The sequence below is a fragment of the Neisseria sp. genome (genome assembly GCF_030530745.1).
Classification (GTDB): Bacteria; Pseudomonadota; Gammaproteobacteria; order Burkholderiales; family Neisseriaceae; genus Neisseria.
Genome location: NZ_JAUMUI010000009.1, coordinates 29,990 through 50,720 on the forward strand (window position 1 = coordinate 29,990; position 20,731 = coordinate 50,720).

A 20,731-nucleotide genomic window follows, 5' to 3' on the forward strand; every position below is an offset into this window, starting at 1 on the left:
ATACTAAAACTCCACTATAATAGGTTCATCTCTTAATATATGTCCTTCAATATTCATCATTTTTATGATATCCTCACCTGCAATTATACGTTTTTTATACATTTCTTCTTTCTTATTTTTAATAGATGCTGATTTAATAATTAACCTTGCATGCTCTTTAGGTACATACAACATTCCATCCATATCTCCAAAAATCCAATCACCTAAATCAAAGCTAACATCACCAATTGATATAGATTTTGTATAATGGGTATCTCTATTTATCTTTCCTAAAGAAGCAGCCATTGGAGAACAAAATAAAGCCCAAACAGGTAATTCTAATATACTAGCCTCCGCAACATCTCTCACCCCCCCAAGGCAAACAATTCCACTAAGATTTTTTTGCTTAGCAGCTAGCATAACAATATCACCTAATAATGCTTTTTTTTGACAATAATCTTTAATTAATAAAACGCTTCCTTCAGGTACTTTATTTAGCCCTTGTAATACAGGAAGAATCTCACCTTTTGTTTCTACTGGAAACACTGGGCCAGCTAAAAATAAATTAGGTGTAAAATTTTGTAGACTATGTTGTTTTATAATTTTGACATATCCCATGCCCTTATCCCAAACCACAGCAGTTCCAAGCCTTTTTGCTTCACTTAGCATTTGATTTATAATATTAATTTCCATAATTTTTATATATTGATTTAATAGTTGAAAATTTTGATACTTTAAAATCATCTATATCAATAGAGTTTCCTGTTAAATTTTCAATAAAAATAATTAATTCAACAAGAATTAAAGAATCAACATATCCCGATTCAATAATAAGAGTATCTTCTTGAATCAAACTAGAATCAATTCCTGCTTTTTCTGAAATGAATTTTTTTACCTCAAAAGTAAATTTTTCATATATCATGATTTTCCTTCCCATATTCAATTAATGTTTAAATCTAAAATACTATTTAGCTGGTAATAAATCCATTTCTCCTAAAAAGTTAATTAGAGAATTAACCCTTTTTATAGATTTTGGACTTTTAGCAAAAAAACTCTCATTTGAATACGATATCAATTTTTCTCTTAATAAAAAGGCTTCTTTAATTCCAATCTCTTGATAAATCTTTATATTATGGTAATCAATATGCCTTGTTTTTAAATAATTAAGAACATGATCTTGTAACTTTTTCCACTCAAATGAACCAACTAACTGTTTTACAAATTCCACATGTTCACGTACTAACAGCCTGCCAAATGATATATGCCGTCCTTCATCTGCTACATGATAGGCATTAATAGCACGAACCAACTCAGGTAACCTATCATCATTCATTAGAGTTTCATTAATCCCCTGCCCTAATTCTTCAAAAATTAAAACATGAATAAATGTTAATAAATCTTCAGTTTCAGCATACTCCCACATATCTCCTTGTGCGTAAGAATAAAGAATTGGGTAAAATTTACCGTATTTCTCACAAAAATCTGCAAACATTCTCATATGATTATTTTCTTCTTCTATAAAAAAATGAAAATATTTTCTAAATGCTGAATATCTTGATTTGAACATACGCCTAACCATATTGGCTACAACTTCTTTTTCTCCAGATGCAGATACTGAGCATAAAAGACAAAATTCTAATTGCGACAACCGTTTTTGTTGTTCAATAGATAATTTATCATATTCAGGCTGGCCATAAATTGTTATAAGCTCAGGTGAAATCCAAAAGCTATCCATATCAGGAGCCTTATTCCAAGGCAAATCGTCAAATGGGTTTAATCTTCGCTTAATAGAAGCTTTTAAAAGGTTTTCGATGATATTATCTTTGCGTATTGACATGGGATATTTAGTACCTTTATGTTTTTTAAGATTAAAAATAATTTTTAATGTATGCCCCCCCCCCTAGAAAGTTCAAATTAATTTATAACTATTTGATTATAAAATGAATTTATTTCAAAACTTGGATCAACATTCTTGTTCTTTCAAAGGTTAATACACATTTTTCATATTTAAATTTGTGCAATCACAAAGATCACATGCTACTACTTAAAAGTATTTTTAGCATAATGTAATTCCTATCCCCTATAAATACGATGAGGCTGCCTTTTGTATTCCCCCCCCCTAATATCCAACTTACTCGTGACTAATCTGAATTTTTAAGAGATTCCACAAAATAAGCAGTATTAAGTATTAACTGCATAACTCACATTTCCTCTATAATTGAAAAGTCTTTGCATCAAAATTCCTTGCGGTTGCCCCCCCCCGTTTGTGGCGGTAAAATCTGGTTTTATCTGCAGGGGCTCAGCCTCTTTCAAATCAGGGCAACGCTTTATGTGCCGCCCCATGTTGAAACATAATCTATTAAAGGAAAAGGAAATGTCGGACAACAACGACCACAAAGAACAGCGCATCGGTTTATGGATTGCCGGCGGCGCAGCGGCGCTGTCGGTATTGTCGATTCTTTTTTACGCCGTTTGGGGTTGGGAAAACGGCAAAATCGAAGGTTCGCCCGGCTACGGCCAAGAAGCTTCGGCGGCAGTAGTTGAAGAAACCGTCGCTGCGGCTTCCGCTCACGAAACCCAGGCTCACGAAACTTCGGAGGCCTCGGAAAACGATACTGCCGCCGCGTCTGCTGCAGAATCTTCCGCTTCCGGCGCCGCCGCCGAACAGATTCTGGCCGACACTCAAACCGTTACGGCGGGCGACGGTGCGCAAACAGTGGTTGAAAACGGCATTGTGAAGTTCTACTTTGCTACCGGCAAAGCCGATTTGGCCGCCGATACCGAAGAAGCCCTGCAAGATGTGCTGGCGGGGGTGAAAGAAGGCAGAAAGGCTGTAATTTCAGGCTTTCATGATGCCACAGGCAACCGCATGAAAAATGAAGAACTGTCGAAAAAACGCGCTTTTGCCGTGCGCGACGCCCTGCTGGGGCTGGGTGTGCCCGAGTCGCAAATCGAGCTGCGCAAACCTGAAAACGCAGAAGGCAGCGGCAACAACGCCGAAGCCCGCCGCGTAGAAGTGGTACTGGAATAAGCAGTTTTTCCTTCTACAAAAAAGCCCGGTTTTCACATCCGGGCTTTTTGTTTAACTGTGTTTTCAAACGGTCTGCGGGTTTTTAAGACCCGCAAAACACCACCAAGCTTATTTGGCCTGCCAGGTATCCCTCAAACCCACTGTGCGGTTGAACACAGGGGCTTCAGGGTGGTGGTCGTAACGGTCGGTTACAAAATAGCCCAAGCGTTCGAACTGCCGGCGGCTTTCGGGCGGTAGGCCGAGGGCGGCGGGTTCGGCGTAGGCGGTGGTTTCTTTCACCGATTCGGGGTTGAGAAAATCGGTAAACGGCAGGTATCCGCCGTCTTCTCCGCGCACGGCATCGGGGCGTTCCACCGTAAACAGGCGGTCGTAGAGGCGCACTTTGATTTCGGCGGCGTGTTCGGCGGAAACCCAGTGAATCACGCCTTTCACCTTGCGGCCTTCGGGATTTTTGCCCAGCGTGTCGTGGTCGATGCTGCATTTGAGTTCCACCACTTGACCGTTTTCATCTTTAACCGCCTCATCGCATTTGATCACATAACCGTGGCGCAGGCGCACTTCGCCGCCGGTGGTGAGGCGCTTCCAGCCCTTCGGGGGTGTTTCGGCGAAATCGTCGGCTTCAATGTAAATCGTTTTGGAAATCGGCACTTCGCGCCCGCCCATCTCTTCGTGATTGGGGTGAAAGGGGGCACTGCGGCTTTGGGTGAGGCCGTCTGAAAAATTGGTGAGGGTTACTTTCAGCGGGTTCAACACGGCCATCAGGCGCGGGGCGGTATTTTCCAGTTCTTCACGCACCGCACCTTCCAACACGCTCATATCCACCACGTTTTCCGATTTGGAAATGCCCGCGCGTTTGGCAAACAGGCGCAACCCTTCGGGGGTGTAGCCGCGGCGGCGCATTCCCGAAATGGTGGGCATGCGCGGGTCGTCCCAACCCGACACATGGCCGTCTGAAACCAGTTGGCTGAGTTTGCGTTTGGAAGTGATGGAATATAAGAGTTCCAAACGCGAAAATTCATACTGGCGCGGGCGGGTGGCGTGCGGCGCGGGGATATTGTCGAGCACCCAGTCATAGAGCGGGCGGTGGGCTTCAAATTCCAGCGTGCACAGCGAATGGGTGATGCCTTCAATCGCATCGGAAATGGCGTGGGTGTAATCGTACATCGGGTAGATGCACCATTTGTCGCCGGTATTATGGTGGTGGGCGCGGCGGATTCGGTAAATCACGGGGTCGCGCATGTTCACATTGCCCGAAGCCATGTCGATTTTCAGTCGCAGGGTTTTGCTGCCGTCGGCAAATTCACCGTCGCGCATACGGTAAAACAAATCCAGATTTTCTTCGATGCTGCGGCTGCGGTAGGGGCTGTTTTTGCCCGGCTCGGTGAGCGTGCCGCGGTATTCGCGCATTTCTTCGGCAGAAAGGTCATCCACATAGGCTTTGCCGTCTTTAATCAGGCCGACGGCGTAATCGAAGAGTCGGTCGAAATAGTCGGAAGCGTAGCGCGGTTCGCCCGCCCATTCAAACCCCAACCAACGCACGTCTTCCTTAATCGAATCAACATATTCCTGGTTTTCTTTTTCGGGATTGGTGTCGTCGAAACGCAGGTTGCACAGGCCGTCGTAAACATAGGCCAGCCCGAAGTTCAGGCAGATGGATTTGGCATGGCCGATATGCAGGTAGCCGTTGGGCTCGGGCGGGAAGCGGGTGTGGACGGCGTTGTGTCTGCCGCTTTGGAGGTCTTCTTCGATAACGGTGCGGATAAAATGGTTGTCGGCGAATTGGTCTTTGTTCATCATGATGTTCGGCTTTACGGGAACAACGGCCAACAAGCAGTAAGGCCGTCTGAAATAATGCGTTGGCGAAAAAAGCGATTGTACCTTATTTCGGCATTGTTTACAGTTGCCGGCTGCCCGGGCAGGAACAGACCCCGCCGCAGCCTAGGGTTTCCTGTTGCGGCATCCGGCGCTTTTCCGTACCCTCCTGCCCGCCGGCTGTTTTTCAGAAAGCCGCCAACGGAATGCAGGCCGTCCGGAACTGCCGCGAAAGCTTTCAAACAACCTGTTATAACAAAAACATCTTATATTAAAACCAAGCATTCTTTCCTTTTTTCAGAAGGCCTGATTAAAGTAGCACGCATTTCAATCAGGAGCCCGTCATGACCGCCACCACCGCCCCCCTCCTCCGTTTTATCACCGCCGGCAGCGTTGACGACGGCAAATCCACCCTGATCGGCCGCCTGCTCTACGACAGCAAAACCTTGTTAACCGACCAGCTAGCCAAACTCGACCAAGCCGCGCAAAACGGCCAAACGCCCGACTTCGCAGGCCTCACCGACGGCTTGGCCGCCGAACGCGAACAAGGCATCACCATCGATGTGGCCTACCGCTATTTCGCCACCCCCGCGCGCAAATTCATCATCGCCGACACCCCGGGGCACGAACAATACACCCGCAACATGGTTACCGGCGCCTCCACCGCCGATGCCGCCATCGTGCTGGTGGATGCCACCCGCGTCGATTTCAGCAGTGCCGGGCCCATGCTGCTGCCGCAAACCAAACGACACAGCGCCATTCTGAAACTGCTCGGCTGCCCCAACATCATCGTGGCCGTCAACAAACTCGACCTGCTCGATTTCGACGAAAACAAATACCAAGCCATCACCCGCGCCTATCAGAAACTGGCCGGACAAATCGGGCTGGAAGCGCAAGTGTATTTTTTGCCCATCAGCGCGCTGAACGGCGACAACATCGTCAACCCCAGCACCCGCACACCGTGGTATAACGGCCTGCCCCTGCTGCCCCTGCTAGAAAGCCTGCCCGTAACGCGTAACAACGCCGCCGCCCAGCCCGCCCACTTTCCCGTTCAGCGCGTTGCACGCCAAGACGGCAGCAGCAGCGACGACTTCCGCGGCTATCAAGGCCGTTTGGAAGCAGGCCGTCTGAAAAGCGGCGACGAAATCAAAGTGCTGCCCGGCGGTAAAACCGCCAAAATTGCCGGCATCTTCAGCCCCAAAGGCCGCACCGGCGAAGCCGAAGCAGGAGAAGTCATCACCCTCACGCTCGACACCGACCTCGACATTTCGCGCGGCGACAGCATAGTTTCGGTAAACAGCCCCATCGAGCCGCAGCAAAACTTCCAAGCCTCACTGTGCTGGTTCGACGAAACCCCGCTCAACCTGCGCCGCAAATACCTGCTCAAACAAGGCACCCGAACCACCGCAGCCCGCATCGGCGAAATCGCCTACGTGTGGGACGTGCACACCTTAAGCCGCGTGCAGTCGGCGGCCGAGTTGAAGCTGAACGACATCGGCAGCGTCAGCTTCAAAACCCAGCAGCCGCTGGCCGCCACCACCTATGCCGAAAACCCCGCCACCGGCGCGTTTATCCTGATAGACGAAGCCACCAACCACACCGTAGCCGCCGGCATGATACGCAGCAGCGCCCAAGAGGGCACCTTCGAAATTTAAGCCGGCATTTCCGGCCTGCTCCAATCACGCCTGAAATACAAACCGCACCCTCTCTGCCGGCACAGCAATCCGGGTACAGCCGTTTCGGCTGCCGAAACCTGCCGGAACAGTGCCGTTGAAGCAGGTACGGTCCGGCACATTTCCGGCAGCCTTACCACGGTTGATTATGCCGTCTGAAACCGTTGCAAAGCACGCGCTCTTAGCAGGAATAAACAATGTTTATCAAAACAAGGCTTGTAATAAACAGCTAAAGCCATTATATTGCTTGAATCTCACGTCACGACAACAACAACGAAAGGAGACGATGATGCAGCACCGCAGACGTCAAGCTATCTTCCAGGCAGCCAAACGCGCTTTCCAAGCCCCGGCCAAGCCTGCGGACGGCAAAACTGCCCGCACCAAAACCGCCTGCTGATTCAGGCAATTTTATTTCAAATTTATTACAACGCAAAAAGGCCGTCTGAAATGTTTCAGACGGCTCTTGTTTTGATACCCTATCGTTTCCGCATCAGAGCATCACAACGACTCTACTTTTTTCAAGCCTTTGGCACGCACGGTTTCTATCGCGCCGTCGATGCCTTTCTGCTTGATTAACTCATTGAACTGGTTCCGGTAAACCGTAACCAAGCTCACCCCGTCGACACGGATGTTATACACCTTATACACCGGCCCCGTTTTATAGAGCTGGTATGCCACCTCGTATTTTTTGCCATTTTTGGTGCGGATTTCAGAAAACACGTCCACCTTATTGTTGCCGTTATCGGTAATTTTAGGCAGCAGCTTCACCTGCGCATCGGCAGCGCCCATCAAGGCGGAGCGCGCATACATCGAAATCATCATTTCTTTAAATGCCGCGATAAAATCGGTTTTCTGCTTGGCCGAAAACTCCCGCCACGGCAAACCTACGGCCAGCGCCGAAATGCGTTGGTAATCTAAAAAACCGTCGGCATAACGCTCGATCCGGCGGATTTTCTGCTGTTCGCTCAAACCGCCGTTGCGCGCCACCTTCAACACCGTGTCGATATTCTGCTGAGCCTGCACTTGTGCCGGGTGCTGCTGGGTTTGCGCGGCAGCATAAGGCGACACCAGCGCAACAGGCGCGGCAAGCAAAACAGCCATCAGTTTGTTCATGTTTTTCTCTCTCGAAAATAAAAAAATGTGCCGTTACTTCACAAGGCATCGGAACACCGCTTCCTTATGAAACGGCCGTATTTAACAACAAAGCGGCGTTACCTTGCATTAAAAACTGCAAAATAAGCGTTACGGCTTTCATATAGGGCGACGCTTTATGTCGTCCTGTATGTTGAAACATTCATTATAAAAACACCGCAAAATACAAACAGCCCGGCCGATAGTTTGCCCGCATGAGGCATATTCCTTCAACAATCGCCGCATTTGTTTGAAAAACAGGCAGGCCGTCTGAAACAATTTTTCAGACGGCCTGCCCAAAACCACATATCAAAACCTAACGGATCTGCGGACGTGATTCCAAAACCACCCGCGCCTGCTCGGTGAGCGCACCCAAATCAATCAGGCCGGCCTGAGCCAGCACCATCATCAGCACACTGCCGGCAACCACGGTCAGCACCACATAAACCAAGTAGCCCAGCATCACCCGCCAGCCCGGCCGGCCGCTCATTCTAATCAATCCCACGGCCTGCGCGACAAATATCCAAATCTGCCAAAACATCCCCGCAGCCGCCAAAGAAGGCACGTAAAACAAAGCCAGCAGCGGCACCGACAGCGCTTCGGAAGCCAGCACAAAGCCCCATAGCGGCAACCTGGCCGCACCGTTCGACAGCATCCGCCCCATCACCAGGCTCAACACACCGCATTTCAACGCCGTCAGCAACACGGCCAGCGTAACTACCGCCGGGCTTTTGCCGAACAAAGGAGCCGTAGCGGCCGCATTTACCAAACCGATCAGCAGCAGCACGGCGGCGGAAACGGCCGGCGAATAGCGGTAACCGGCGGGATTTTTATAACGCAGGCGCAGAATGTCCCACATGTCGCTTAGAAAGTGATACAGCATAACAGATACGTTTCGGGAAAAGCGTGCATTGTATAGCCAATCAACGCTTTTTCAAACAGGGCACCGATCGACCGAAGAACACCCGCCGGATGACGGAGAGACACAAAGCGGTTTTAGGATATTTTTTTACCTTTTCGGCCGGGTATGGCAAGCGGGTAGAAAATCATTTTTCAGGCATGGGCGGATTGGCTGATTACACGGTTTACCCACTCATTCAAGCTGATATTTTGCGCTGCCGCTGCCGCCGCCGCATGGGTTTCAGGGCTTACCCGCACATTAAAGCGGCCTGAATACTGTTTATACGGCTCAATACCTTTTTCTTTACACACATCGAGAAAAACCGCCAAACTGGCCGCCCCCTCTTTGTGCAAGTCTGCCACGTTATCGGCGTAAAAATCCGCCCCACCGTTAAGGCCGACAAACTCGCCGCGCAGTAACCCGGTTTCGGGGTCGTATTGAATAATGGCTTTATGGCCGTTGATTTCCATTACATTGTTCATGGCTTTACTCCGTTTTCTTCCAACCATTTACGCACGATCGAAACTGCGCCTTTATCCGTATCAGGGTTTGGATGCGGCCTATGAAACACTTTCACTTGCCCGAAAAGGATGATCGCTATACGGCTACCCTCCCTTTCTTGAACTTCCGCTCCCAATTCGATAAACAGGGCTTCAATATCCGCCCATTTGATGCTGCCGGATACGGGGCGGCTGAATATTAAATCGGGAAACCACACCAGCAGGTAGGGAATGGCCTTGTTTTTGCCGTTGGTAGCTAACCGCAGGTTAGGTATGGTTATAAACTTTTCAGACAGCCTAACCCTCTTATCCATCACGAGGCAGCTTTACCTTCAATAAATAGAATACCAGCAGCAACGGCGGAATCAATACCCAAGCACCCCATTCTCCCACTGCAATCAGTAACAGCAACAGAGTAAAAAGCACCGTCATTCCGCCAATAAAAGAATGCCAAAGCACCCAAAAAACAAACCGTAGCATTTTGTATCCTTTCAGGCGGCATTTAACCGCCCTGAACCAACGCCCGCGATTCATCACAGCGGGCGCGTAAATAATCCGAATACCATTACATCAACCCTACCCGTCAGGCCATATCGCGGATTCAATTACTCCGATACAAGGCAGTGCAAGTAGTAAGGAACCGGTTCTGTTGCCGCCTCAGCGGCTTACAAAACCGTTCTCTTTGAGCTAAGGCGCATCAACGCCGTACTGTTTTAAATTTAAGCCACTATATTTTGATAAACAGGTATAGACGTAAAAAAAACAGCCCCCGAAAGGCTGTTGTTTTTTGAGTTTGGTGCGGAAGGAGAGACTCGAACTCTCACACCTTGCGGCGCTGGAACCTAAATCCAGTGCGTCTACCAATTTCGCCACTTCCGCATAGAATATGGAAGGCGGGATTATACCGAAAGTTAACGGAGATGCAAATCTGCCGCGCTTGAAAAAAGATATAATGCACCCATTTCTAAAACGTATAAACAGGCCGTCTGAAAAGTTCAGACGGCCTCAATACCGAATTAACGCAAGAAAAGGAAGCACCGATATGCCTGTTTCGCTGATCCGCGATTATTTGCAAACGCAAGGCTTGCGGCTGCCCGAAGACGATATCCGCGTGGGCGTGCTGGCGGCGCAAACGGTGATGCATAACGGCCGCGCCGAAATCGACCGCGGGGTTTTGTGGTATGCCGCAGACGATGCCGTGCTGTCGGAGCATATCGCCCCCACGCCCGAAAACGAAACCCTGCTCAAGCAGATTTTCATGGCTTTGGATTCGGCCTGCAGCCGCACCGCCGCCGCACAAAGCGCGGTGGTGTATGCGCTGCTGCCGTCCGAACAAGGCCCGTTTTTGCTGCGTTTGGCGCAGCAGGGGCAGGTGTTGGCACAACGGCTGCCGGTTAGCGAAGAAAACGCCCGCTTCCACCTGCCCGTGCGTTCGGCGCAAACCGGCTGGCTGAACCTGGCGGAAGATGTGGCGCACTGGCTCGCTTCGGAAGCACTCGAAGGTAGCCACAACGGCCGCAGCCAAAGCCAGATGTCGCTGCCGGTCAGCACCGGAAACGGCAGCGTGCTCGGTGTCGTGCATGTAGAATACGAAAGCAAAGCAGCGCTCACCGAAGCCGTTCAGGCTGATTGGGTGGCGCTGGCACTGGCGCTGGCCGAACCGATGTCCGCTTTGCTGCAATCCGAACACCAAGAGGAACAAAATGACTGAACCGTTGAAATTTATCGCCGCCTGCCGCCTGCCCACCGAGTGGGGAGTGTTTACCCTGCACGGGTTTGAAGAAGCAAACGGGCAGGAGCATGTGGCGTTAACCATGGGCGACATCACCGACGGAACACCGGTGCTGGCGCGCATACATTCCGAATGCCTAACCGGCGATGCACTGTTTTCGCAAAAATGCGACTGCGGCCCGCAGCTTCAGGCGGCCATGCAAGTAATCCAGCAGGCAGGCCGTGGCGTGATTGTTTATCTGCGCCAAGAAGGGCGGGGCATCGGCCTGATCAACAAAATCCGCGCTTATCAGCTGCAAGATCAGGGTTTGGACACGGTGGAAGCCAATGTGGCGCTGGGCCTGCCGGTAGATGCCCGCGATTTTACGCCGGCCAAACATATTTTCGAGCATTTGGGCGTGAAAGAAGTCAACCTCTTAACCAACAACCCTGAAAAAGTGCAGGTGCTGGCCGACGCAGGCATCAGGGTCGCCGAACGCGTGCCGCTGCAGGTGGGCGGAAACACAGAAAACGAACGTTACCTCAACACCAAAGCCGAAAAACTCGGCCATTGGTTTTAAACAAACGCCCACACAGCCACAATCAGGGTTTTCCCCCTGCTTTGGTAAAAACAACCTATCGGGGACTGTTAAATTAGTTGACCACTACATTTTGAGGCAAAAACCGCGTATGCAAGGCAAAAAGCGCAGCAAGGTTGAACCTTGCGGGCATTTTAGCTTCTCAAGTCCGCTACGCTGCCTAACGCCGCAAACAGGGTGTTTCGGCCAAAAACACCGCCGTTGCGTTGTGTCAACAGACCCTAAGATCTCAAACTACCCTACTGCTGCACCCCTAAGTGGCAACAATACCGGAACCAAGCCGATTCACTATATAATGCGCCCTCTCACGCACACGAAAGCAACACCATGTTTACCCTGCCCGACACCCGCCCCTACCCTACCGATCCGGTCAAAAACAGCCTGCTCGCCTATGCCTCGCAAATCGCGCACAGCACTTCCGCCGCGCAGCGCAAACTTTCCGCCGAATCGCTACAGGCCGAAATCTACATGATGTTGCAGCAAAACTATTATCTCGGCCTTTCCGTGGCCATGAGCATGGCACCCGACTCCGACAGCTACCGCGCGCTGTTAAACGGCCTGAACGACACCCTGCAAGCCAAAACCGATGATGAAATCCAATGGTTCGCCCTGCCCGTGGTGCTGGTGGCCGGCTGCAACCGGCCGCAAACGCTGCCGCTGGACACCCCCGCGATAGAACTGTGCGCCTGCCTGGCCGATTATCCGCACCTGTGCGGGCTGGTGCAGGCAACCTGGCTGCCCAAACTGGTGCGCTCCGCCGATTTGGCTGCCGTCAACGCCGGCCAATGGTTCGCCGCCAAACAAAACGAAGCCGCCGCTCAAGTGCTTGCCGCCAAGCTGCCGCAAGCCGATTTGGACATACCCCAAGGGCAGTCGGTACATGTAGTGTTTGCGCTGGGCTATGGCAAAAAAAGCATTCAGACGGCCCTAACCCCCAACCTGCGCGAAGCTGCGCTGCCGCTGATGCAGGTGTGGCAGACCGCCCTCACGCGCCCCGGCCTCACCCTGTTCACCAACCCGCTCGCCCCCGCCACGCCGCCGGCAGCCCTCACCGACGGCAGCCATATGCGCTTGCGCATGGCGATGGACGTGTTTGCCGCCAACGCCCTGCGCGCCGTGCGCCTGCAAAGCCCGCGCGCAGGCGTAGTGGTGGCCGCGCAGCAGGGCGGTAAAATCCTGTTCGGCTTCAACGCCACCGACAGCGCCTTCGAGCTGGCCGACCAAGTGTTCACCTGGCCGCTCTCTCCCGCCGACCGCATCGAAACTATACAGCAGAACTTTTTAGATCTGATGGTTGAATGCCAAGTAGAAAACATCCGCCTGTTGCACGACGCGCTGCCCGAAGAAGCCGAACTGCCCACCTACGCCCAAGCGCTCAAGCTGCCCGGCCACAACCCTTTGTTTGCAGAGCAATCATGAAAACCTACCGCATTTTGTTTGTGTGCCTCGGCAACATCTGCCGCTCGCCGATGGCCGAATACGTTTTCCGCAGCCAAGCCGCCGAAGCGGGCGTGGCACACCGCATAGAAACCGCCAGCTCGGGCACTTCGGGCTGGCACAACGGCGAAAACATGCACAACGGCACCCTGAAAAAACTCAAGCAGCAAGGTATCGACCCTTCGGGCTTCGCCAGCAGCCAGGTTAGGCAGAGCGACGGCAACCATTACGACTTTCTCATCGCCATGGACGACAACAACCTCGCCGAACTCGAACGCCTGTTCGGCCGCCGCCCCGAACAAATTTTCAAACTCACCGACCTGATACCCGAAAGCGGCTACAACCATGTGCCCGACCCGTGGTATACCGGCGATTTCGACGAAACCTTCCGCCTCGTTTCAGACGGCGGCCGCGCCTTGCTGCGCAAACTGGGGCTAACCCCATAATTTCCCCCGGCTTAAACTGCTTTCAGACGGCCTAAACAACTTGCAAAGGTAACAGGCCGTCTGAAAAACCCTTCTTAACCCCGTTAGGAGCAAACATGAAACTTTTGAAAACCCTGCCGCTGATATTCGCTGCCGCCGTTCTTGCCGCCTGCACCCATACCTCGGCAGACAACAGCCACGCAGCGCCCGCAACAAAGGAAAGCGCCATGCAGGAAACCCACACCGTAACCAGCCGCTACGGATTTAACGAAACCGTGCGCCGCCTCGAAACCGCCATCACCGACAAAGGCATGGAAATCTTCACGGTTATCGACCATCAAGCCGCCGCCCGCAAACACAACCTGACCATGCAGCCGGCCAAAGTGATCATTTTCGGCAACCCCAAAGCCGGCACGCCGCTGATGGTCAAAGACCCGCAATCCGCCTTCAACCTGCCGCTGCGCGTGCTGGTTACCGAAACCGACGGTAACGTGCAGGTTGTGTTCTACAACGTCCGCAGCCTGATCGAAAACAGCCGTATCGGTTTTGCCGACGTTGAAAACACGCTGGCCAAAACCGAAGGGCTGATCCGCCAAACCGTTACCGAATAAAGGCATACCGAGACCTTTGCAAAATTCTTTCCGATACCTTAAAACACTTGCGTCATGCTCGGGCTTGACCCGAGCATCTGTTTGTTTTAGAAGAACAGGAGACACTCGGATCAAGCCCGGGCATGACGAAATATAACTAAATTCAGGGCTAAAACAGCTTTTTTTGCAAAGGCCTCATACCCGGTATTTTCAGACGGCCCGGCGGTTTCCAAGCCGGGCCGTCTGAATTTCAAACCGCTCCCGAAACATTCCGGGGCCTTTCGCAGCATCATGCAGCATAATATTGTATAATTTCGCCTTTTCCGCGCCGAAACACCCCGGCTTTCCGCCCGAACCGCATTTTTGCCGCCTGCCCGCTTTTTTTCAGACGGCCCGACCACGCGATACACTATGGCTAACAAATCCCCGAAAAATCCCGAAAAAACCGCCGCCAAGCCGCGCACGCAAACCGCTGCCAAAGCAGGCAGGCCGTCTGAAACCAAGCTGCCGCGCCATCCCAAAGGCGTAACGCCCGGCAGCGCCAAGCGCAAGCGCCCGCCGCATATTGCCAACCTGATTAACGACACCTTATGGCTGTTTGCCCTGTTGGTTACCGTTTACGCCGCCCTGTCGCTGGCCAGCTTCACTATGGACGACCCCGCCTGGTCGCGCAGCGTGCCCGCCTCGGAACAGGTACGCAACCTCGGCGGCCTGTTCGGCGCGTATCTGGCCGATATCGGCTATTACCTGTTCGGGCTGTCGTTTTGGTGGCTGGTGATTGCCGGCTGCGTGTGGCTGTATAAAAACTTCCGCCCCCTCAAAACGCCCGACAGCAAACCCTACAACCACAGAATTGCCGCCGCCGCGCTGGGCATTCTGCTGCTGTGCAGCCCGATTTTGGAAGTGTTCGCTTTCAAACCGCAACTGGCCGACGCCCTGCCCGTCGGCGCGGGCGGCCTAATCGGTTCGTTTGCCGCCTCGGGCCTGAGCTGGCTGCTGGGCACTTCGGGCAGCCTGCTGATTATGCTGGTGGTGGTATTGCTCGCCCTGTCGCTGCTGGCGCAAGTGTCGTGGCTCGACGTGCTCGAAAAAACCGGCGCCAAACTCGAGTGGATGTGGCTGAAACTGGTGCGCAAAGAAGACAAATACGTACGCGACCTGCCCGATGCCAAAACCACCCGCCGCATGGTGCGCGACGCCAAAAACATCACCGCCGAACCGGTAGAGCAGATCGAAGGCACCAGCAGCAACCGCAAAGTGGCCATCGCACCGCCGCCCGCCCCCGTTCAGACGGCCTTGTTCGACAGCAAAGGCGAAGCCGCCGAGCCGCCGCCCGCTGGCGAATACACCAAACCCTCGCTGCATCTGCTGCGCCTGCCGCAGGGCGAACCGCCTACCATCAACCCCGACAAACTTCAGCAAACCGCCGAACGCATTGAAGCCAAGCTGGCCGAATTCGGCATCGGCGCACAAGTGGTCTCCGCCACCTCCGGCCCCGTTATCACGCGCTTTGAAATCGAACCCGCGCAAGGCGTGAAAGGCAGCCAGATTGTCAACCTTTCCAAAGACTTGGCCCGTTCGATGTCGTTGCAGGCCGTGCGTATCGTCGAAACCATCGCCGGCAAAAACACCATGGGTATCGAGCTGCCCAACGAGCGCCGCCAAGACGTGATGCTGAGCGAAATCCTCTCCTCACCCGTGTTCACCGACGCCAAATCCAAACTCACCGTTGCGCTGGGCAAAGACATCGCCGGCATCCCTGTGGTGGGCGATTTGGCGAAAATGCCGCACCTGTTGGTGGGCGGCATGACCGGCTCGGGCAAATCGGTGGGCGTGAACGCCATGATTCTGTCGATACTCTTCAAGGCCACGCCCGACGAAGTGCGCTTTATCATGATCGATCCGAAAATGCTCGAGCTGAGCATCTACGAGGGTATCCCCCATCTGCTCTGCCCCGTGGTAACCGATATGCGTGAAGCCGGGCAGGCACTAAACTGGTGCGTGGCCGAAATGGAAAAACGCTACCGCCTGCTCTCCCACGCAGGCGTGCGCAATATCGAAGGCTTCAACAAAAAAGCGGCCGAAGCCAAAGCCGCAGGCAAGCCGCTGCTCAACCCCTTCAGCCTCAACCCCGACGATCCCGAACCGCTGGAAACGCTGCCCATGATTGTGGTGGTGATTGATGAATTGGCCGACCTGATGATGACCGAGCGCAAATCCGTCGAACAGCAAATCGCCCGCCTGGCGCAAAAAGCCCGCGCGGCCGGCATCCATATGATTGTCGCCACCCAGCGCCCCAGCGTCGATGTGGTTACCGGCCTGATTAAAGCCAACATCCCCACCCGCATGGCCTTCACCGTTCAGAGCAAAATCGACAGCCGCACCATTCTCGACCAAATGGGCGCCGACGAACTGCTCAAATACGGCGATTCGCTGTTTCTGCAACCGGGCAACGCCGAGCCAACCCGCCTGCAAGGCGCGTTTGTGTCAGACGACGAAGTGCACCAAATCGTCGACCACGTCAAACGCCAGGCCCCGGCCAATTATGTCGAAGGGCTGCTCAGCGGCGAAGCCGCGCTGGAAACCACCAACATCGTCAACCCCAACGCCAACAGCGACGAACTCTTCGACCAAGCCGTCGCCTTCGTGCTGGAAACCCGCAAAACCTCTATTTCGTCGCTGCAACGCCAACTGCGCGTGGGCTACAACCGCGCCGCCAACCTGATGCAGGCGCTGGAAGATGCCGGCATCGTTTCTCCCGCCGATGTGGGCGGCAGCCGTAAGATTCTGGCGCAGAAAGATAATCTTTAAGGTTTTGATAGGATTCCGGTATAACAAGGCCGTCTGAAAATAGTTTTCAGACGGCCTTAAGGTATTTTTGCAAAGGTCTTAACCTATATTGCCTTCACTATCTACCATATCCGTCATACTCGGGCTTGACCCGAGTATCTTGTTGTTCAAAAGAAATAACAGATACTCGGGTCAAGCCCGAGTATGACGTAATTGTTTAGACGGCGCGCGTTTGAGATGCCGCTGCGGCAAACTTTTCCGCCAGCAGCAGGCGCACGATGTATTCGTCTTGCGGCAAGGTCAGTTTTAAGTTGCGGCTGTCGCCCTGCACCAGCAGGGGGCGGATGCCCAGCATTTCCACCGCCGAGGCTTCGTCGGTTACAGCACCGAGGTCGGGCACGGTCAAGGCGCATTGCAGCAGGGCGGCAGGAAAAAGCTGAGGGGTTTGCGCCTGCCACAAACCGCTGCGGGGCACGGTGGTTTCGATCAGGCCGTCTGAACCGCCGCGTTTGAGGGTGTCGGCCACGGGCACGGCGAGGATGCCGCCGTTGGGGTGGCTGCCGGCTAGGTCTATCAGGCGGCTGAGGGCATCTTGAGGCAAACAGCAGCGGGCGGCATCGTGCACAAGGATATTGTCGCAGGGGGCGGCCAAGCCGCGTTCAAGCAGGGTGTTCACGCCGTTTCTTACGGTTTCGGCACGGCTGGCGCCGCCGCAATGCAGCAAAACGGTTTTGGCGGAGGCCGTCTGAAAACCTGCTGTTTCGGCGGGTTGGAAGGTGTGGTCGCCGGGAGCCAGCACCACGGCGGCGCAGGTGATTTGCGGGTGGGCGGTGAAGATGTCGAGGGTGTGCTGCAACACGGTTTTGCCGTGGATTTCAACATATTGCTTGGGCTTGCCTGCGCCGAAGCGTTCTCCTGTGCCGGCGGCGGGGATTAAGGCGATGTTGCGTTTCACGCGCCCGCCTCCGTGCGCCACACGCATTTGCCTTCGGTGATTTTGTCGAGCGTGTCGAGATAGGCTTCGTGTGCAGCCAGTTCGGCTTCATCGGCACCCAGCACTTTCAGGTGCGCCGGGCGTTGGATTTTGGCGGCTGCATAGCTGCCGTCGGCTTCTCCCCTGTGATCGGCCATCAGATCGAACTGGCCGCGCGTCATGGCGAGATATACTTCGCCGAGCAGTTCGCAGTCGATCAGGGCGCCGTGGAACACGCGTTTGCTTCGGTCAACGTCGAAGCGCGTGCATAAGGCGTCGAGGCTGGATTTCTGGCCGGGAAACATTTCCCGTGCCATGCTGAGGGTGTCGGTTACCTTGCAGCCCAACTCTTCTATTGTTGGCAGCCCCATGCGGCCGAACTCCATATCGAGAAAGCCGACATCGAACTTGGCGTTGTGAATGATGAGTTCGGCACCACGCAGAAAGTCGGCAATTTTCTGCCCCACCTGCTCGAACTTGGGGGCGTTTTTTTCCTCCAAAACAGCCAAGGTGATGCCGTGGACGGCGGCGGCTTCGTCGGGAATATCGCGGTCGGGGTGGATATAAAGGTGCAGTGTGTTGCTGGTTAACCGGCGGTTAACCATTTCCAACCCGGCAAATTCGACCATACGGTCGCCGCTGTTGGGGTAAAGGCCGGTGGTTTCGGTGTCGAGGATAATCTGGCGGGTGTTCATAACGCTTGCTGTTGAAAAGGTTGCCGCATCATACTAAAAGCGGCGGGGAAAGTAAAAACGGCTGTGGGGCTGATCAAGGCCGTCTGAAAAGCAGTTTAGGTTTTTCAGACGGCATTAAATGTCATTAACTTCAATGATTTACCACAACCACTCAGGCACAGGCGGGGTGGCTATGCCCCATTCGGGCGGATAGTCCACCCCCGTCAGATAAAGGCCGTCGGGCATCAGCGTGGGCGGAGCATGTTTGCGGCTGCGCTCCGCCATCAAATCGGCAAACCCCTGCACGCTGAGGCGGCCGTCGCCCACATACACCAGCGCGCCCATGATGTTGCGCACCATATGGTGCAGAAAGGCGTTACCGTGCAAATCGAGCTTCATCAATTCGGGCGTGCCGCTCAAGGTGGCGCTATACAGGGTTTTCACAGGGGATTTCGCCTGGCATTCGGCCGCGCGGAAACTGGAAAAGTCATGTTCGCCCACCAGCATGGCCGCAGCCTGCCGCATTTTTTCCATATCCAGCGGCCTGCATACCCAACCTACCCTGCCAGCCAGCAGGGGGTTGCGTACCGATGCCGACAGCAACACATAACGGTAGCGGCGGCCGAATGCGTCGAAACGGGCGTGAAAGCGCGGGTCAACAGGTTGTGCATGCCAAACGGCCACTTCTTTGGGCAGATGTGTGTTCACCCCCCGCACCCACGCCTGCGCGGGGCGCCCGGCCGTGGTGTCGAAATGCACCACTTGCGCGGCCGCGTGCACGCCGGCATCGGTCCGCCCCGCCACCACGGTGCGGATGCGCTCGCCTGCAATCTGCCCGAGAGCGTATTCGAGCGCGTCCTGCACCGTAACCAAGCCGTCGGCCTGTTTCTGCTTCTGCCAGCCGTGGAAACTTTTTCCGTTATAGGCAAGCATCAATGCCCAGCGCTGCGTTCCGGCTGAAGGCGGCGGGCTGGAAAGTTCGGTATCGGCTGGCATGGTGGCTCCGGCGGTAGTGTAAAAATATGTTGAAAACAAAAGCGCACAATTATAAGCCAATTCACATCGCCAAACTTATTCCGCCACCCCAAAACCCGCCCAATCTATTGAAAATATAAAATAAAAGTGCAAAAAGCAGCAGATACCGCCTTTGACAAACTTTAACCTATCGCCTAATATCCGCCCGTGCGGGGCCGCCTCCCGCCCATCTGAAATATTAACCGAAAGAAGAAAGAAGAATAGATTTATGGAATGGGTTTTTAACAGTTATTACACACTGATTGCCGCCGCCGTTGTGCTGCTGGTAGGCAAAATTAAGTTTTTACAGGATTTCAATATTCCCGAGCCGGTAGCAGGCGGCTTGGTGGCTGCAATGGTTCTGTATGCGCTGCACGCCATCTACGGCGTAAGCTTCAAATTCGAGAAGCCGCTGCAGGATGCGTTTATGCTGATTTTCTTCACCTCTATCGGCCTGAGTGCCGACTTTTCGCGCTTGAGAGCGGGCGGCTTCCCGCTGGTGATATTCACCGCCATTGTCGGCTCTTTTATTTTGGTTCAAAACGCTGTCGGCGTCGGCCTGGCCGGCCTGTTCGGCCTCGACCCGCTGCTCGGTCTGATTACCGGATCGGTTACCTTAACGGGCGGCCACGGTACGGCAGGCGCATGGGGGCCGGATTTCGAGAAAAACTTCGGCTTGACCGGCGCAACCGGCTTAGGCATGGCTGCCGCTACGTTCGGCTTGGTTGCCGGCGGCCTGATCGGCGGCCCGGTTGCCCGCCGCCTGATCAACAAAATGGGGCGCAAACCGTTAGACGAAGCCGCCGTTAAAGCCCAAGCCGCCGTTTACGACGACGACGATCCCGGCAAAAGCACCGACGATTTGTTCGAACACCCCGAACAAACCCGCCTGATTACCGCCAATTCGGCCGTAGAAACGCTGGCAATGTTTGCCGCCTGTCTGGCCTTCGCCGAAATCATGGACGGCTTCGACAGCGAATACCTCAAACCGTTTTATCTCGACCTGCCCAAATTCGTGTGGGCGCTGTTCGGCGGTGTGATTCTGCGCAACATTTTAACCATCGTTTTCAAATTCAATATGTTCGACCGTGCCATCGACGTATTCGGCAACGCTTCGCTGTCGCTGTTTCTGGCCATGGCGCTGCTCAACCTGAAACTGTGGGAGCTTACCGGCCTGGCAGGCCCCGTAACCGTCATTCTGCTGGCTCAGGCTTTGGTGATGATGCTTTACGCCACCTTCGTAACCTATGTTTTGATGGGCCGCAATTATGATGCCGCCGTACTGGCGGCAGGCCATTGCGGTTTCGGAATGGGAGCCACGCCTACCGCCGTTGCCAATATGCAGTCGGTAACCGAACGTTTCGGCCCCTCGCACAAAGCCTTTTTGATTGTTCCGATGGTGGGTGCATTTTTCGTCGACTTCATCAACGTTTTCATCCTCACCGGTTTTGTAAACTTCCTCAAATAAACCGCAAGCAAACTAAAAAGCATC

At 53.5% G+C, this 20,731-nt stretch carries 22 protein-coding genes and 1 tRNA gene; 10 read left to right on the plus strand and 13 right to left on the minus strand.

Going from position 1 to position 20,731, the window contains the following annotated elements; genetic code table 11:
* Positions 1–3: 3 nt before the first annotated feature.
* Genes Q3970_RS04940 through Q3970_RS04950 form a run of 3 tightly spaced genes read right to left on the minus strand, consistent with a single transcriptional unit; the run spans position 4 to position 1,816 of the window.
* On the minus strand, positions 4–672 hold the full coding sequence (locus Q3970_RS04940; protein WP_303099496.1) for an RraA family protein: 669 nt from the start codon (positions 670–672) through the stop codon (positions 4–6).
* Positions 662–901 carry an acyl carrier protein gene (locus tag Q3970_RS04945; protein ID WP_303099497.1) on the minus strand — a complete coding sequence of 80 codons (240 nt, stop codon included), beginning with the start codon at positions 899–901 and terminating at the stop codon, positions 662–664. The genes Q3970_RS04940 and Q3970_RS04945 overlap by 11 nt, the downstream gene beginning before the upstream one ends.
* Positions 902–943: 42 nt before the next feature.
* Entirely contained in the window at positions 944–1,816 is an 873-nt protein-coding gene (locus Q3970_RS04950) for a diiron oxygenase (RefSeq protein ID WP_303099498.1), read from the minus strand.
* Positions 1,817–2,353: 537 nt separating this feature from the next.
* Between Q3970_RS04950 and Q3970_RS04955 the strand changes: the two genes are divergently transcribed.
* Positions 2,354–3,010, plus strand: a complete 657-nt coding sequence (locus Q3970_RS04955; RefSeq protein ID WP_303099499.1) for an OmpA family protein — start codon at positions 2,354–2,356, stop codon at positions 3,008–3,010.
* A gap of 108 nt (positions 3,011–3,118) precedes the next feature.
* Here Q3970_RS04955 and Q3970_RS04960 read toward each other — a convergent pair whose 3' ends face one another.
* The gene (locus Q3970_RS04960) at positions 3,119–4,807 is read right to left on the minus strand and encodes a glutamine--tRNA ligase/YqeY domain fusion protein (RefSeq protein WP_303099500.1); all 1,689 of its coding nucleotides are present in this window, start codon (positions 4,805–4,807) and stop codon (positions 3,119–3,121) included.
* A gap of 359 nt (positions 4,808–5,166) precedes the next feature.
* Between Q3970_RS04960 and Q3970_RS04965 the strand changes: the two genes are divergently transcribed.
* Both Q3970_RS04965 and Q3970_RS04970 read left to right on the plus strand, forming a co-directional pair.
* Positions 5,167–6,477 (plus strand): sulfate adenylyltransferase subunit 1, encoded by a 1,311-nt coding sequence (locus tag Q3970_RS04965; protein ID WP_303099501.1) that lies wholly within the window; start codon positions 5,167–5,169, stop codon positions 6,475–6,477.
* Between the two features lie 166 nt (positions 6,478–6,643).
* Positions 6,644–6,892, plus strand: coding sequence for a hypothetical protein (locus tag Q3970_RS04970; RefSeq protein ID WP_303099502.1), 249 nt, complete (start codon positions 6,644–6,646; stop codon positions 6,890–6,892).
* Between the two features lie 101 nt (positions 6,893–6,993).
* Here the strand turns inward: Q3970_RS04970 and Q3970_RS04975 are convergent, their stop codons facing one another.
* The 6 genes from Q3970_RS04975 to Q3970_RS05000 form a co-directional block, all read right to left on the minus strand.
* Complete coding sequence (locus Q3970_RS04975) at positions 6,994–7,608, minus strand: phospholipid-binding protein MlaC (protein ID WP_303099503.1); 615 nt, start codon at positions 7,606–7,608, stop codon at positions 6,994–6,996.
* 334 nt (positions 7,609–7,942) lie between these two features.
* Positions 7,943–8,509 (minus strand): hypothetical protein, encoded by a 567-nt coding sequence (locus tag Q3970_RS04980; RefSeq protein WP_303099504.1) that lies wholly within the window; start codon positions 8,507–8,509, stop codon positions 7,943–7,945.
* A gap of 170 nt (positions 8,510–8,679) precedes the next feature.
* Positions 8,680–9,009 (minus strand): type II toxin-antitoxin system HicB family antitoxin, encoded by a 330-nt coding sequence (locus Q3970_RS04985; protein WP_303099505.1) that lies wholly within the window; start codon positions 9,007–9,009, stop codon positions 8,680–8,682.
* The gene (locus Q3970_RS04990) at positions 9,006–9,341 is read right to left on the minus strand and encodes a type II toxin-antitoxin system HicA family toxin (protein WP_303099506.1); all 336 of its coding nucleotides are present in this window, start codon (positions 9,339–9,341) and stop codon (positions 9,006–9,008) included. Before Q3970_RS04990 ends, Q3970_RS04985 begins: the two co-directional genes overlap by 4 nt.
* On the minus strand, positions 9,334–9,507 hold the full coding sequence (locus Q3970_RS04995) for a hypothetical protein (RefSeq protein ID WP_303099507.1): 174 nt from the start codon (positions 9,505–9,507) through the stop codon (positions 9,334–9,336). The genes Q3970_RS04990 and Q3970_RS04995 overlap by 8 nt, the downstream gene beginning before the upstream one ends.
* Before the next feature lie 314 nt (positions 9,508–9,821).
* A tRNA-Leu gene (locus Q3970_RS05000) sits at positions 9,822–9,906 on the minus strand.
* Between the two features lie 163 nt (positions 9,907–10,069).
* Between Q3970_RS05000 and Q3970_RS05005 the strand changes: the two genes are divergently transcribed.
* The 6 genes from Q3970_RS05005 to Q3970_RS05030 all read left to right on the plus strand — a co-directional run bounded on the left by Q3970_RS05005 (position 10,070) and on the right by Q3970_RS05030 (position 16,599).
* Positions 10,070–10,738: a hypothetical protein gene (locus Q3970_RS05005; RefSeq protein ID WP_303099508.1), complete on the plus strand. Its 669-nt coding sequence runs from the start codon at positions 10,070–10,072 to the stop codon at positions 10,736–10,738.
* Positions 10,731–11,318: a GTP cyclohydrolase II gene (gene ribA, locus Q3970_RS05010; RefSeq protein WP_303099509.1), complete on the plus strand. Its 588-nt coding sequence runs from the start codon at positions 10,731–10,733 to the stop codon at positions 11,316–11,318. The genes Q3970_RS05005 and ribA overlap by 8 nt, the downstream gene beginning before the upstream one ends.
* 345 nt (positions 11,319–11,663) lie before the next feature.
* Complete coding sequence (locus Q3970_RS05015) at positions 11,664–12,755, plus strand: conjugal transfer protein (protein ID WP_303099510.1); 1,092 nt, start codon at positions 11,664–11,666, stop codon at positions 12,753–12,755.
* On the plus strand, positions 12,752–13,219 hold the full coding sequence (locus Q3970_RS05020) for a low molecular weight protein-tyrosine-phosphatase (RefSeq protein ID WP_303099511.1): 468 nt from the start codon (positions 12,752–12,754) through the stop codon (positions 13,217–13,219). Before Q3970_RS05015 ends, Q3970_RS05020 begins: the two co-directional genes overlap by 4 nt.
* Positions 13,220–13,314: 95 nt before the next feature.
* Complete coding sequence (locus tag Q3970_RS05025) at positions 13,315–13,809, plus strand: DUF302 domain-containing protein (RefSeq protein WP_303099512.1); 495 nt, start codon at positions 13,315–13,317, stop codon at positions 13,807–13,809.
* A 390-nt stretch (positions 13,810–14,199) separates the two neighbouring features.
* The gene (locus Q3970_RS05030) at positions 14,200–16,599 is read left to right on the plus strand and encodes a DNA translocase FtsK (RefSeq protein WP_303099513.1); all 2,400 of its coding nucleotides are present in this window, start codon (positions 14,200–14,202) and stop codon (positions 16,597–16,599) included.
* 196 nt (positions 16,600–16,795) lie between these two features.
* Here the strand turns inward: Q3970_RS05030 and ispD are convergent, their stop codons facing one another.
* The 3 genes from ispD to truA form a co-directional block, all read right to left on the minus strand.
* Complete coding sequence (ispD, locus tag Q3970_RS05035; protein WP_303099514.1) at positions 16,796–17,560, minus strand: 2-C-methyl-D-erythritol 4-phosphate cytidylyltransferase; 765 nt, start codon at positions 17,558–17,560, stop codon at positions 16,796–16,798.
* Positions 17,530–18,246 (minus strand): DNA polymerase III subunit epsilon, encoded by a 717-nt coding sequence (gene dnaQ, locus Q3970_RS05040; RefSeq protein WP_303099515.1) that lies wholly within the window; start codon positions 18,244–18,246, stop codon positions 17,530–17,532. The genes ispD and dnaQ overlap by 31 nt, the downstream gene beginning before the upstream one ends.
* Positions 18,247–18,384: 138 nt before the next feature.
* Complete coding sequence (gene truA / locus Q3970_RS05045) at positions 18,385–19,221, minus strand: tRNA pseudouridine(38-40) synthase TruA (protein ID WP_303099516.1); 837 nt, start codon at positions 19,219–19,221, stop codon at positions 18,385–18,387.
* Between the two features lie 247 nt (positions 19,222–19,468).
* Here truA and gltS point away from each other — a divergent pair, with 247 nt between their 5' ends.
* Positions 19,469–20,707: a sodium/glutamate symporter gene (gene gltS / locus Q3970_RS05050; RefSeq protein WP_303099517.1), complete on the plus strand. Its 1,239-nt coding sequence runs from the start codon at positions 19,469–19,471 to the stop codon at positions 20,705–20,707.
* Positions 20,708–20,731 lie beyond the last annotated feature (24 nt).